General features: G+C 63.0%; 10 protein-coding genes. 1 reads left to right on the plus strand and 9 read right to left on the minus strand.

The window, feature by feature from the left end:
- Positions 1-426: 426 nt before the first annotated feature.
- Entirely contained in the window at positions 427-1,779 is a 1,353-nt protein-coding gene (locus tag VFZ66_02475) for a hypothetical protein (protein HEX6288022.1), read from the plus strand.
- 83 nt (positions 1,780-1,862) lie between these two features.
- On the opposite strand, the gene VFZ66_02480 is transcribed toward VFZ66_02475, so the two are convergent.
- The 9 genes from VFZ66_02480 to VFZ66_02520 form a co-directional block, all read right to left on the minus strand.
- Positions 1,863-2,162 (minus strand): CsbD family protein, encoded by a 300-nt coding sequence (locus VFZ66_02480; protein HEX6288023.1) that lies wholly within the window; start codon positions 2,160-2,162, stop codon positions 1,863-1,865.
- Between the two features lie 178 nt (positions 2,163-2,340).
- The gene (locus tag VFZ66_02485) at positions 2,341-5,673 is read right to left on the minus strand and encodes a flippase activity-associated protein Agl23 (GenBank protein ID HEX6288024.1); all 3,333 of its coding nucleotides are present in this window, start codon (positions 5,671-5,673) and stop codon (positions 2,341-2,343) included.
- Positions 5,674-5,772: 99 nt separating this feature from the next.
- A complete protein-coding gene (locus tag VFZ66_02490; GenBank protein HEX6288025.1) occupies positions 5,773-8,094 on the minus strand; it encodes a flippase activity-associated protein Agl23 in 2,322 nt (773 codons plus the stop codon).
- Between the two features lie 235 nt (positions 8,095-8,329).
- A complete protein-coding gene (locus VFZ66_02495; GenBank protein HEX6288026.1) occupies positions 8,330-9,031 on the minus strand; it encodes a response regulator in 702 nt (233 codons plus the stop codon).
- 190 nt (positions 9,032-9,221) lie between these two features.
- Positions 9,222-9,818, minus strand: coding sequence for a nucleotidyltransferase family protein (locus tag VFZ66_02500; protein ID HEX6288027.1), 597 nt, complete (start codon positions 9,816-9,818; stop codon positions 9,222-9,224).
- Entirely contained in the window at positions 9,818-10,543 is a 726-nt protein-coding gene (locus VFZ66_02505) for an XdhC/CoxI family protein (protein ID HEX6288028.1), read from the minus strand. The genes VFZ66_02500 and VFZ66_02505 overlap by 1 nt, the downstream gene beginning before the upstream one ends.
- Before the next feature lie 5 nt (positions 10,544-10,548).
- Complete coding sequence (locus VFZ66_02510; GenBank protein ID HEX6288029.1) at positions 10,549-10,866, minus strand: XdhC family protein; 318 nt, start codon at positions 10,864-10,866, stop codon at positions 10,549-10,551.
- A gap of 6 nt (positions 10,867-10,872) precedes the next feature.
- A complete protein-coding gene (locus VFZ66_02515) occupies positions 10,873-11,364 on the minus strand; it encodes a hypothetical protein (protein ID HEX6288030.1) in 492 nt (163 codons plus the stop codon).
- Positions 11,365-11,616: 252 nt separating this feature from the next.
- Positions 11,617-12,728, minus strand: a 1,112-nt coding sequence (locus VFZ66_02520) for a SpoVR family protein (protein HEX6288031.1), incomplete at its 5' end; no start/stop codon positions are given.

Raw genomic sequence — 12,728 nt, forward strand, 5'->3', positions numbered from 1 at the left:
TGGTATCAGGAAACCTGCTACTTTAGCAGCGATCTGATTACTACAAAGTCCCCGCCCATGCAAAGGTGCATAAAAAAAAGCACGGCTGGAATAATGCGGGCAACATCCGATGGCTCTACTGCTAGTATAGGCCGCCTTAAAGAATTTATCAACCACCTTTTTAGCTCCAGCTATCTAACACGAACGTATGATCCGCACAAGGTGTATTTCAGGCGCAGGAGCTTAAGAGGGGCGCGCTGCCCCTGAGGATCGAGATCGCTGATGCCTAGTACCGATGTTGACGAGCCACTCCCACCCCTCCCGCTTGTTTTTCTCCGCTCACCCGTGTAGCATACAGCTCTAGCGTGCCCTACGGCGCGCTACCAAGCTTGATGTAACACAGGACACCTCATGGAGCAGATGACTGGCAGACGCAGATCATATGGTGTGCTAGCGCTTATTCTCACCGTCGGGCTGGCGGTTCGGCTGTGGGCCATGCGCTGGCCGCCCTTTCCGATCGATATGAACGACTGGATCGCCTGGGGCGAGCATGTGCTGCGGGTGGGGCCGGGCGGCTTCTACACCGACACGCTCTTCTCCGATTACGCGCCGGGCTATGTCTATGTCATGTGGCTGACGGCGGCGATCAAGCACGCCTTTCTGGTAGACGCGGGCATCGGCACCTACCACTTTTTGTATCGCCTCCCGCCGATCCTGTTCGATCTTGCCACCACCGTGCTGATCTTCCTGACGATCGATCGGGCCTACCGCGAGGAGGCCGTCGAGGCCGCGCAGCCAGCCAGCCAGCGCCCTGGATTGCTGCTCGCCTCCCTGGCCGCCGCGTGCTACATCTTGAACCCGGCGATCATCTTCAACTCGGCGATCTGGGGCCAGATCGACGCCTCGTTTACCTTCTTCATGCTGCTATCGGTCCTGCTGCTGCTGCGCGGCAACGTCGAGGGAATGGTCGTCAGCTACGTCGTCGGGTTCCTGATCAAGCCCCAGGCGATCAGCCTCGCGCCGGTGCTGGGCATCGTGGTGCTGCTGCGCTATCCCGTGCGGCGCTGGCTGATCGCGGGCGCGATCGGCATCGTCGTCGCCTACAGCATCCTCGTGCCGTTCCTAGGCCTGAACGCCTTCGGACGCCTGATCGCACTGCTGAGCAAATCGGTCGAAACCTACCCGCACACCTCGCTGTTCTCCTACAACCTGTGGGGCATCTACGGCTTCTGGAAGGACGACACGGTCGCGGTGGGAGCTGGCCTCACGCTGCGGACGATCGGCACGCTGCTGTATCTGATCGGCATTGTCTACGGCGCGCTGCTGATGATCCGCCAGCTTCGCCGCACCGCCGACGATCGTTTCACAATCTTCTTCTTCGCAGCGTACTTCACGTTCCTGCCGGTGATGGTTCTAACGCGCATGCACGAGCGGTATTTGTATCCCGTGCTGCCGTTTCTGATCATCTTCGCGCTGTTGTACGGCATCCAGAGCCAGCGCGCACAGCCGTTGAGCGCGCTAAAAAGCCTGCTCAACGTGCCGTTTCTGCTCTACCTGGCGGTGACGGCGCTGCATACAATCAACCTGTACTACGTCTACACCTACTATCTGCACTACAACACCGGCGTCGATCGCTCAAATACGGCGTTCTACTTCATCGAGGACTATGCCAGGCTGTGGTCGGTGCTGACGCTGCTGATCTTTATCGCCATCGCGCTCAGTGGGCCGGAGTGGTCGCTGCCACGCCGGGCGCAGCAGCCGCAGCTCGGCGATAGCCTGATCGACGGCGAGCCAGCCTGAGAGTTGGTGACAATCTCGAGAAGCTGATTAAACGTCACAGGAGCGTCTTGCAAGACGCTCCTGCGGCATTGATCGTCGTGAGATTACTCGTTGAAGCGCTGGCGGCTTTCGCCCTTAAGCTCGTCGGCCTTGCCTTCGGCCTGCAAGCGCTCGTCGTCGGTCAGATCGCCGAGGCCCTGCTTGATGTTGCCCTTGACCTCCTCGGCCATGCCCTTCATCGTACCGACGCCCTTGGCGACATCCTGGCGGCTTTCGCCGCCCAGCTCCTGGGCGCGGCCCTCGGCCTCCATGCGCTCGTTACCGAATGCGCTGCCAACACCCTGCTTGATATTGCCGACAACCTCATCGATCTTGCCCTTGGCGCGTTCTTTGTTCTCGTCCATAATGCTTGCTCCTTTGCAACCAGACGGAACAGCGACAATGTGCGTTTGCTCATCCGTCTACTCTCAGTAATAGACATAAAGCAAAGACCATGCCACGCGCTGGCGGGGGAACAAGCGAACAAGCAAGCTCCGGGTTTGGCTCTTTGTTCCTTTGTTCTTGGCGCTCTATTCTCACTCGTCACCGCATGCTAAACCGAAGAATCTCGTTTCTGCCGCTGCTGAGCACATGCAGGCTATTGTCGGGGCTGTAGGCGATACCCTTGGGCGCGTTCAGCGCCGGCTCGGACTTCAGCCGCCGTGCATTCTCCTGGCTCTGATCGAACGCGGCGATCATGTTGCGACCGCCCAGCGAGGCCCACAGCCGACCATCAGGCGCGACCGCGATGTAGGGATCGGTGTAGGTATTCGCGACCCAGCCCTTGACCTCGATCGTCTTGAGCGGGATCGGATCGGTGTTGCCGTCTGCGGCGCGCTGGAAGACCTGCACCCGTCCGTTCCAGGTATCGCCGACATACAGCATGCCCTGCTCGTCGCCGCCAAGCCCGATCGGCTCCTGCATCTGCCCGGCGGCGCTGCCCTTGCTGCCAAACTGCTGGATGAACTGCCCATCCAGATCGGTGACGACGATCCGCGAGTTGCCGGTATCAGCGATATACACCCGATCGTTCAGCACCAGCACGTTGCGCGGCCCGAAGAAGCTCAGCGGATTTTGCGCGTTCGCGGCGGCATCGCCCTTGGTATCGGTCGCGTAGCGCTGGATCGTCTGCCCGCTCTGCGCGTCGGTGAACGGATCGCCGAACGGTGTTGTCGAGGTGCCCCAGCGCTTGACGAAGGTGCCGTCGGCGCGGAACTTCACGATCCGGCTGTTCCAGGTATCGGCGACATACACGTTGCCATCGGCGTCGACCGCCACGCCCGACGGCTCGTTGAGCTGACCGTCGCCGTTGCCCAGGCTGCCGATCACGCGAAGCTGCTCGCCCTGAGGGCTGAGCACGACGATGCGGTGATTCAGCGAGTCGGCGATGTATAGATTACCGCTGCCGTCTGTGGTCATGCCGCGCGCGCCGTTGAGTTCGCTCTGCGCCAGCACCTCTTCGGGCCGGATCGTCTCGGTGGGAATTGTGCTGACCTGACCACCGCCGCCGGGCGCGACATCGCGGCGCATATACACTTCCATCTCGCGGCCCTTGAGATCCAGCGGCAGCTCGCGATACAGCATGTACTTTGCCAGCGCGGGCCAGTTCGACGGATTGATCGGCCAGCTTAGCACCGTGACGACGCCCTCCGCGCCCAGCGATTTGTAGCCGCGCGCAGGCTGTCCGCCATTTTGACCGCCGGTATCGGTGTGCTCAGGAAACCACCAGTTGAACACGCCCTCCGACGTTTTCACGTACTCTTCTTCGAGCTGGCTCTGCAACTCCGGCGTGACGTGCGGCTTGTACAGCACGACGACCGGCACCTCAGGATTGATCGCGGTGCTGGTGTCCACGTCGAGCCAGCGAATACTCTTGTAATCGCGGAGATACCACTGCAACGGCCAGGCCAGACTCCCCTCGCCGCTGTGCTTGCTGCCGCCGCCGTCGATCATCAGCGGCATACTCAGCCCGCCGGTCGGATCGTCCGCCGTGCGATTGTTGCGGGTCTGGTTGATCGCAATCTGGTTGATCTGCCGCACCAGAATCGGCACGTCGGGCGCGGTCTGCGTGTAGATCAGCGGCTCGATCGGCGTGTCGGGATGGCGATAGACCACCAGCGTGGTCGCGCGAATGCCGTACAGCAGCAGCACCGCCGCGACTGTCAGCCCCGCCAGCCGTAGCACGACGCGACCGCCGAACCAGCTAGCGATCGTCAGCAGGCCAAACATACACAGACCGGCAAAGACGATCGGGATCAGCCCTTGCAGCCGCGCGCGCAGCCCATCGACGGTCTGCGACGAGCCGGAGAAGGCGTAGGCTGCCACAAAGGTCGAGCTGACCAGCAGCAGCGTCAGTAACGGCACCGTCCAGCCATAGTCGTGGCGTAGCTCGCGCCAGGGCACGCGATCGATCAGCGTGCCGAGCACCCAGGCCGCCAGCAGCGTCGCCGGAAGCGAGATATGCGTCAGCAGCCACGGCATTTTTTCGCCGGCCCACGAGAAGCCGATGAACGCCTGGATAAACCAGTAGCCCAGGAAGAAGACGAGCAGCGACGGCGGCGCGTACAGGCCGAAACCAGAGACGGCAGGCTGCTGTCCACCGTCGACCGCCTCGGCTGTAGGAGCCTCGGACCAGCCATCGCCATCGGGAGCCTGCGCGTCCACGGGCACCGCCGCCGCGACGCTGGCCTGCCGCGCGCGGCGTTGACGCAGACCGCCCGCCATCAGCCAGCCCACGCCCACCAGCCCAAAGAGCAGCGCCAGCAGATCGTAGATCGGCAGCAGCATCAGGTAGTAGAACCAGGGCTGATCGCCGCGCGCAAAGTCGTGCTGCGAGCCGAGCCAGTACTTGATGCCCCAGTACCAGCCGTCTAAAAAGCCCTTGGGATAGGCGAAAAACGTGCTGAAGAGCAGCGCGAAGATCACCAGGAACGTCGACAGCGCCGCACCGTACGCGCCGCGATGGAAGCGCCACGTCTCGGCCAGCCGATCCGAGAGGATCGGCTCGCGCTCCCAGGCCAGCGACATCGGCAGGATCAGCAGCGCGCCGCCGCCAAGTAGCAGCACCGGGCCAAGGAAGCGATGCAGCAGCTTGTACAGCCCCGGCGACTGTTGCTCCGTGACGACGATCGTCACGCCGACAAAGACCACCGACAGCGCAAGCGCGATTGCGGTCGCCACGAAGAAGATGCGCGGACGCCACTCCCACAGCAGGCGAAAGCCCAGGAAGCTGCCGCCGATAAAGATCAGAATGAAGACGAGTTCGTGCGTGGCCCAGGCCAGCGCCAGACCCGCCATCGCCAGCGAGAGATTCGCGGCGCCGCCCTCGCGCAAAAACTTGAACAGCCCTACCACCATGAAGAGCGACCACAGCAAGATGAGCGCATCGTGGCGGGCAAAGCGCGTGTAGTACAGGATCGACGGCGAGACGGTCATCAGCACCGCCGCCAGAAACGCGGCTTTCCGCCCGACGAACGGGCGCAGCGTCCAGGCCATCGGCACCAGCCCGATCCCGGCCAGCGCCATCGGCAGCCGCGCCTGGGCATCGCCGATGCCGAACAGGAAGTAGGTCAGCAGCGTCAGCACATACAGCGACGGGCCGTGATAGACCGGATCGTAGCAGTAGGTGTCGGACTGACCGCCACCGGCGCAGCTAAACGGCCCAAGCCCATTGAAGAACTTATAGCTCATCCAGGCATGGATCGACTCGTCGTGGTGCATCGCCTTGACGTCAAGCTGCCAGATATGGAGAAAACTGCTGATCAGAAACAGCAGGGCATACAGCAGCACTTCGGTGCCGATCCGCTCCAGGCCAAATCGACGATCGAGAATCGAGCGGCGCGGTGCAATGGTAGGCGTGTAATCGTTGTGTATCATACGCTCAAGCTTTTATATCTAACCAGCGGCAACCATTTTGCGGGGGGCGTTGCATTATGTACAGATACGTATCCGGGCGCGGGCCAGATGTCGTGCCCCCTACTGCGCATCGCCGGAGCCGACGCCGAACTCAGCCGCCACCTCAGGCCGCACAAAGAGCGTCCAGTTGGTCGAGCCGAGCGGCGCGGGCAGCTTCCGATCGAACCAGAACTGCCAGTACTCCGCCAGCGCCTTGCCGTCCCAGGGCCGCCGCATCACCCGGCTGAGCAGCGAGCTTGACTCCGGATTGCTGCCGCAGTACGAGTCGCTGCCGGGAAAGCGATAAACCTCGCATTCGGGAAACCACCAGCGCAGCGGATACTCCTGCCGCAGAAAGCCCGTCAGGTTCGACTCGTTGGCCGCGACGTTCTCCGACAGCATAAAGACCGCCTGCACCTCCTCGCCGATCTCCGGGATCTGCGTGCCACGGCTGCCGCTCGTCTCTGTGTAGTTGCGCAGGTACCAATCCCAGACCGTCTCGTTGTCGAAGCGGATCGGCAGATCGAGCTTGCCCGTGCGCAGCAGCGACGCCTGCCGCAGATTGTCGAGCGCCCGCGCCACGTCGGGCGAGGTCTGGACAAAGACCATCGGCTCGACCGCGACATCGCCGTTGACGTAGGATAGCCGCACGGTGCTGCGCAGCGTGAAGAAGACGCCGAAGGCCAGCGCCAGGCTCAGCAGCGCCAGCAGCGCCGGACGCGCCGAGCGATATAAGATGGTCAGGCCCGCCGCCAGCAGGCCAACGAAGCTCAGCGCCAGCAGCGGCCAGGCCGCCGCCAGCTTCACGGCCTCAGCATCGCGAATCAGCGTCGTGAACTGGTTGAAGGTCAGCAGCACCAGGGTGCCGGTCATGGCGGTCAGGCCCAGCACCAGCCCGTCGAAGCCGAAGCGCGCGGCCCAGCGCCAGATCCGCGCCAGCGCCCAGGCGCTCAGCAGCACCAGCGGCAGCACAACATGGATCGTCAGCCAGGGCATTTTCTCGCCAGCCCAGCTATAGATCGCCAGCGCGCCCAGGCTCCACCACGCCAGCAGCGCCGGAGCGAAGATCGCCCGCTCTCCGAGCCAGGGCGAGCGCGGCGCCGACGGATCGGCGGCGCGGCGCGGCAAGAACAGCCGCACGAGGCGGCGGATCACCAGCGCCAGGCCGAGCGGACCGAAGAGCAGCAGCAGCGGCTCATAGACCGAGATCTGAAACAGGTAGTAGTGCGGCGGCTGACCGCCGCGCTGCACGCCATGCTGGCCCAGCCAGTAGAGGAACGAGCCGGAGACGCCGGTGATCAGGCCCGCCAGGTTGGGCGTGAGCGGATTCGAGAGAAACGCGGTGTACTGCACCGCATAGATCACAAACGCGATGCCGAACGCAATCGCCCACTGCCGCCCCGGTATTCGGTCGAGCGCGCTGATCAGCGTGCCCGCTGGAGCCGTATCGGCCACCCGTCGCCACGCGCTGCGTCCATCTGAGCCGCGCCGCACAAAGATCGCCGCGATCAGCGTGCCAAGCAGCAGCAGCGTGCTGACCAGCACCAGCAGGCTGGCCGGATGCAGCAGCATCGGACCGATGCTGCCGCCGACATCGCGCGTGTACTCGATCAGATTATTGTCGGGGCGATGCCGCACGCGGAGCGCCTGATCGGGCGTCGGCAGCGGGATCGGGCCGCTGAAGCGCGGCACCACCTTGAGCGCAACGACCGCGACCGCGCCATAGGCCAGCACTAGCCAGAAAAGCTGCCGCGCGACCTGCCAGACGACCCAGATGAAGACGAAGCTGCCGAGGATCGCCAGAAACAGATAGAACGTCTCCATCGTCGTCAGCATCAGGCCCATCGCCGCCGCGAGCGTGTAGTGCCAGACCGGACGCTCGGTAGCGATGTAGCGCAGGATCGCGATCACCGACAGCAGCTCGAAGACGACCGCGAAGATGTCGTGGCGGATGAAGCGACCGACATACAGGATAATCGGCGAGATCAGCAGATACACGCTGGCGACCAGCGCGGCACCGCGCCCTAGATCGCGCCTGAGAAACCAGGGCAGCAGCGTCAGCGCCATGCCGAAGAGCGCGGCGCTGAGCCGCGCCGTGAAATCGCTATCGCCGAAAAGCAGGTATTGCAAGGCCGTAAAGTAGTACAAAAACGGCCCGTGCAGCAGCGGATCGTGCTGGTATCCCTGGCCGCGATAGATGCGCCAGGAGTACGCTGCGTGAAGGGTTTCGTCGTGATGAAACGCTCGATCGCCGAGCAGGTACAGGTGGCTCAGCACCGACAGCAGCCCGATCAGCACGTATAGCGCCTGCTCGACGGTGATGATCCAGCGCCGTGGTTCCGTCAGCGCGATCGATGCTTGAGATACAGGTGGACGCTCAGTTGGCGGAGCAGTAACAGCCATAAGCTCGCGCGACTCAGCAGCGCCGAGTCGTCTTTACGAAAAACAACGATGTCGAACGAGCATTGTAGCGTACTGAGGTCCGCCTGACAAGCGTTACGTTAATCCAGAATCAAAAGGTGTCTTTGGAAAGCCTTGTTTCGAGTTCCTTTGTTCCCCCGTTCCCCGGCGCTTGGTTCTTAGTTCTTCCCCTCGTTCCTGGTGCGCCCGCATCGCACCCGGTTCTTGGTTCTGCGTCTTACGAAGGCCGCTCGCCGCGCGCCTGCTCCAGATCGAGAATCTCGATGCTGGACGCGCCATCCAGGTACGGCTGCGTGATATAGTGCTGCACGCCCTGGATCTGCTTCACGATCTCGCTCATCTGCCTGAGCGCCGTCTGCATCATCTCCAGGTCCTGGCGCTGAGCGGCGCTCAGCTCGGTATCGAGCAGCATGCGCACCAGCCCCATCGCCGCCGTGAGCGGCTGTCCCAGGTTATGCGCCGCAGCGCCCGCCGTCGCCAGCATCGCCCGATCGCGCTCCTGCTCGATCAGCCGCTTTTGCATCGTGCGCAGCCGGATGAGTACCCGCACGCGCGCCAGCAGCTCGTCGTTGTAGAACGGCTTGGGTAAGAAATCGTAGCCGCCGAGATCGAGGCCATGCGCCACGAATTTTGAGCTGCGATCGATACCTGACAGCAGCAGGATCGGCACGTCTGCGGTCTGCGGGTTGGATTGTAGCCGGGCGCACAGATCGAAGCCGGAGCCGTCGGGTAACTGCACATCCAGCAAAATGGTGTCCAGCTCCTCCACTTCGATAACGTCGATCGCAGCCGCCAACGAGCTAGCCAGCCGGACCAGATAGCCCTCATCCGACAGGAGTTCCTCTAGCAATGTGGCGATCACCAGATCATCTTCGACAACCAGAATCGTTGCCGCTGTAGATAGCGCTCTATTGCTCATTCGATCACTCGATGGTGGGGGTGGGACACAGCCAACTTAAACGCCTCAAGGACCCAGCAGTAGCCGAGCCCTTGAGACAAGAGAAGAGAGGAGAAGGAGATACCGCGATTATAGCAACGCGGCACGGAATTTGCAATAGGCAGTTTTTTCCCCTTCTCCCGCTCTTCTTTTGTGCCCACAGACTCGCTTACTAACGCTCGACTCCGCTCTGCTCGATCAACCGCTCGTATGTGTCGGGAGTGTCAATATCAAGGAGGATGCCACGGTCTGTAGTATCGAGCCAGCGAATCTCATCCTGATGCGCCATGATCACATCGCGCGCGCCTCGGTCGCCGGTGATGGCACGGAGTTCGGGGAAGAGCGCGCTGTCGAAGAGCACGGGATTGCCCCGCTGTCCATCGTAGCGCGGCACGACGATCGGCGGATGCTCGCGGCGATACACGTCCAGCAGCGCATCGATTGTCTGGGGCTGAAGGAGAGGCTGATCGGCCAGCAGCACCAACGCGGCGGATACGTCCGCGCCTACGGCGGCGATGCCCGCGCCCAGCGAGGTGCTCTGCCCATCGAGGAAGCGCTCGTTGCGCACTATGCGTACATCCAGGCCGTCGAGCGCAGCCAGCATATGCTCGGCGCGATGCCCGACGACCACCAGTAGCTCGTCGAGCTGCGTGCTGAGCGCCTGCTGCGCGATATAGCGCACCAGCGGCAGGCCACGCCACGGCAGCAGCAGCTTGGGCTGACCCATGCGCTGCGAGCGCCCGGCGGCCAGCAGCACGCCCGCGATCATTACGGCTGCTTGCCGCGTCGCACGGCGATCATCTCGGCCAAAATGGCGATTGCGATCTCGGCGGGCGTTTTGCTGCCCAGCGGCAGCCCGATCGGGCCGTGGATGCGCTCAAGGTCTGCCGGACTCACGCCCGCCTCAAGCAGCGCTTGCTTGCGCTTGGCCTGCGTCTTCACGCTGCCGATCGCGCCGATGTAGCGCACGGGATAGCGCAGCGCGATGCGCACCGCAGGATCGTCCAGCTTGGGATCGTGCGTCAGCACCGCGACGTAGGTCGAGCGATCCAGGCGCAGCGTCGGCAGGATCTCGTCGGGCCACTCCACGATCAGCGCGTCGGCGTCGGGAAAGCGCTCCTGCGTGGCGAAGGTCGCGCGCGGATCGATCACTGTGACGCGGAAGCCGAGCTGCTTCGCGCAGGTGGTCAGCGGGATCGCCGTGTGGACCGCGCCGACGATGATCAGATGGGGCGGCGATGGATACGCCTCGATCAGCACTGAGACATCGCCGTGTGTGGAGGAGTACGAGCGCGATTCGCTGATCTCGGCGTCGAGCAAGGCCAGCGCGTCGGCTCGGACCTGCGCGTCGAGCGCTTTGTCGCCCAAGGAGCCCATCGACGGACCCACCGGATCGAGCAGCAGCTTCGCGCCGAGCGGCTGGCCCATGATGATCGTGGCTAGCGCGACCGGACGCTCCGCCGCAATCGCCGCTCGCAGCGTATCGAAGATCATAAGCGTCACCAATCCAGACGCTCGACAAACACCTCGATCGTGCCGCCGCATGCGAGGCCAACCTCCCAGGCCTGCTCGTCGGAGACGCCAAACGTCAGCAGCTTGGGCCGTCCGGTCTTGAGCGTCTGCTGGCACTCCTCGAAGACCGCGCCCTCGACGCAGCCGCCCGAAACCGAGCCCGCCAGCGCGCCGCTCTTGCTGACGACCATCTTGGAGCCGACCTGGCGCGGCGCTGAGCCGTAGGTCCGCACCACCGTCGCCACCGCCAGCGGCTCGCCCCGCTCCCGGCACTCGTCGATCAGCGGCAACACATCCTGGATCATACTGTTTTATCCTGAAGTCTGGGCCGAGCGCACCGCGTCCGCAAGTTGCTCGGCGACTCGCCCCGCGGTGGCGTGCTTCATCGGCTCGGCGACGGCCTCACGTTCGGGAGCGGCGTGATCCTTGTGGTAGCGGCGCAGCGAGGTGCCATCCCGTTGTACGTCCGCCTCCCAGTAGCCCACGCCGCGCTCGTCGGCATCCGGCTCGGCCGAGCGGACGATCGCCCGCCCGTTCGCGCTGTCGCACTCGACGACGGTCAGCGGCCCGTCCAGCGCTTGCACCTGCTCGACGATCCGATCCGCCGTATCGCGGACATCGCCGCACGGCTGCTGCGGCCTGACCTGAATGCCGCGAACGCCCACCGCGTAGCGCTCGCTCTGCTCGACATCGACGCTGACTGTTACGTCGCCGCCGTCAACCGTGACCACTCCCTCGCCCCGATCGATGTGTTGGCGCAGCCGGTCTGCGACATCTTTGGCTATCGAGTTTGTGCTACTCATCGCAGCCTCCTGCTTGTGTTCCGTCGGGCCGGGCGGGCGCCCTCTGGGCGAAAGAACAAAGAACAACCGGAGAACCAAGAACCGGCGCCCCCTGGGCACACTAAGAACCAACCGGAAACTCGGCACTCGAATCTCAGCACTCGAAACGTAGAACCAAGAACATCGACTGTTCCCCGAACAGGCTCCTTGATTTTATGCTAGATACTATAGCATCGGCTATGCCAGCTACGCCAACGCAGGCCCGCCGCCCCGTCAGTCGATGCGACGCTCGCCATAATCGCGACCATCGAAGGTCAGCAGGCGCTTCTTTTCATCGACCACTGTTTCGAGATGCACCGGTCGCGTCCAGATTTTGTGCAGATTACGCAGCGTGTCGCGCGCGTAGTCGATGCGCAGATCGACGCCCTCGTGCCGGTGACGCAGGTAAAGCTCGCCGCGATTGCCGTAGTTGCCATCCTCGACGTAGATGAAGGGCTGCCCGAAGTTGGTCATTCGGAACAGCAGCTTTTGCTTGATCTCCTGAAATTCCCGGCTGGCAATCTCGTACAGGTCCGTATCGCGATTGTAGCGGAAGGTGAAGAGCTTCTGCTCCAGCGCAAATTCGGGCGTTAAGAACTCGTCGATGAAGGTAATATCGTTGTGGAACTTGCGCACCTCGAAGAGCTTCTGGCGGCCTAGCCCGGCCTTCCGGTCCCAGGCGCGCTTGACGGCAAAGTCCTCGCACTCGTCGTACTCTTTGCCGAACTTGCCCCGGTTCCAGCGGTCCTCGACATCGCGCAGCAGCTCCAGGCCCAGCTTGTACGGATTCAGCCGCCCCGGACTGGTCGCCACGACGCCGGAGTGATGCTCGGCAAAATCCACGATCTCCGAGGCGCGCGCGGCCTTCTGGGTCATGATCTGGCTATGCCAGAAAGAGGCCCAGCCCTCGTTGATGACCTTGGTCATCGCCTGGGGCGCGAAATAGTACATCTCGTCGCGGACGATCTCAAGCACCGTATGCTGCCAGCGCTCCAGCGGCGCGTAGTTCAGCAGGAAGAGCAGCACATCCTTCTGCGGATTCTCAGGAAATCTGCGCGAACGATTACGATCGGCATCCTGCCGGTCGCGCTGCTCCTGAATGAACTCCGGCGGATTGATATACTCCTTCATGTAGTGCCGCGCGACGGGCAAGCCCTCCGGCGTGGTATCGACCCGATCATCCTCCGTCACCGGCACGAACGTCTGCGCCTCAGGACGGCGAATATACGGCGCGTGGTAGTCGATCAGGTTTTCGAGCGACAGGCATGTGTCGATAAAATCTTCCACAGGCTCGTAGCCGTGGCGGTCGATCAGCTTTTGAATCCGCACCGCATGATTCGCCATCG

The organism is Herpetosiphonaceae bacterium (assembly GCA_036374795.1).
In the GTDB taxonomy this organism is placed as follows: domain Bacteria; phylum Chloroflexota; class Chloroflexia; order Chloroflexales; family Kallotenuaceae; genus LB3-1.

Excerpts from the sequence above, each read along its gene's own strand:
- VFZ66_02505 (HEX6288028.1), bottom strand. The coding sequence starts at position 10,543 with ATGATCTTCGATACGCTGCGAGCGGCGATTGCGGCGGAGCGTCCGGTC.
- VFZ66_02495 (HEX6288026.1), bottom strand. The coding sequence starts at position 9,031 with ATGAGCAATAGAGCGCTATCTACAGCGGCAACGATTCTGGTTGTCGAA.
- VFZ66_02490 (HEX6288025.1), bottom strand. The coding sequence starts at position 8,094 with ATGGCTGTTACTGCTCCGCCAACTGAGCGTCCACCTGTATCTCAAGCA.
- VFZ66_02515 (HEX6288030.1), bottom strand. The coding sequence starts at position 11,364 with ATGAGTAGCACAAACTCGATAGCCAAAGATGTCGCAGACCGGCTGCGC.
- VFZ66_02480 (HEX6288023.1), bottom strand. The coding sequence starts at position 2,162 with ATGGACGAGAACAAAGAACGCGCCAAGGGCAAGATCGATGAGGTTGTC.
- VFZ66_02485 (HEX6288024.1), bottom strand. The coding sequence starts at position 5,673 with ATGATACACAACGATTACACGCCTACCATTGCACCGCGCCGCTCGATT.
- VFZ66_02500 (HEX6288027.1), bottom strand. The coding sequence starts at position 9,818 with ATGATCGCGGGCGTGCTGCTGGCCGCCGGGCGCTCGCAGCGCATGGGT.
- VFZ66_02510 (HEX6288029.1), bottom strand. The coding sequence starts at position 10,866 with ATGATCCAGGATGTGTTGCCGCTGATCGACGAGTGCCGGGAGCGGGGC.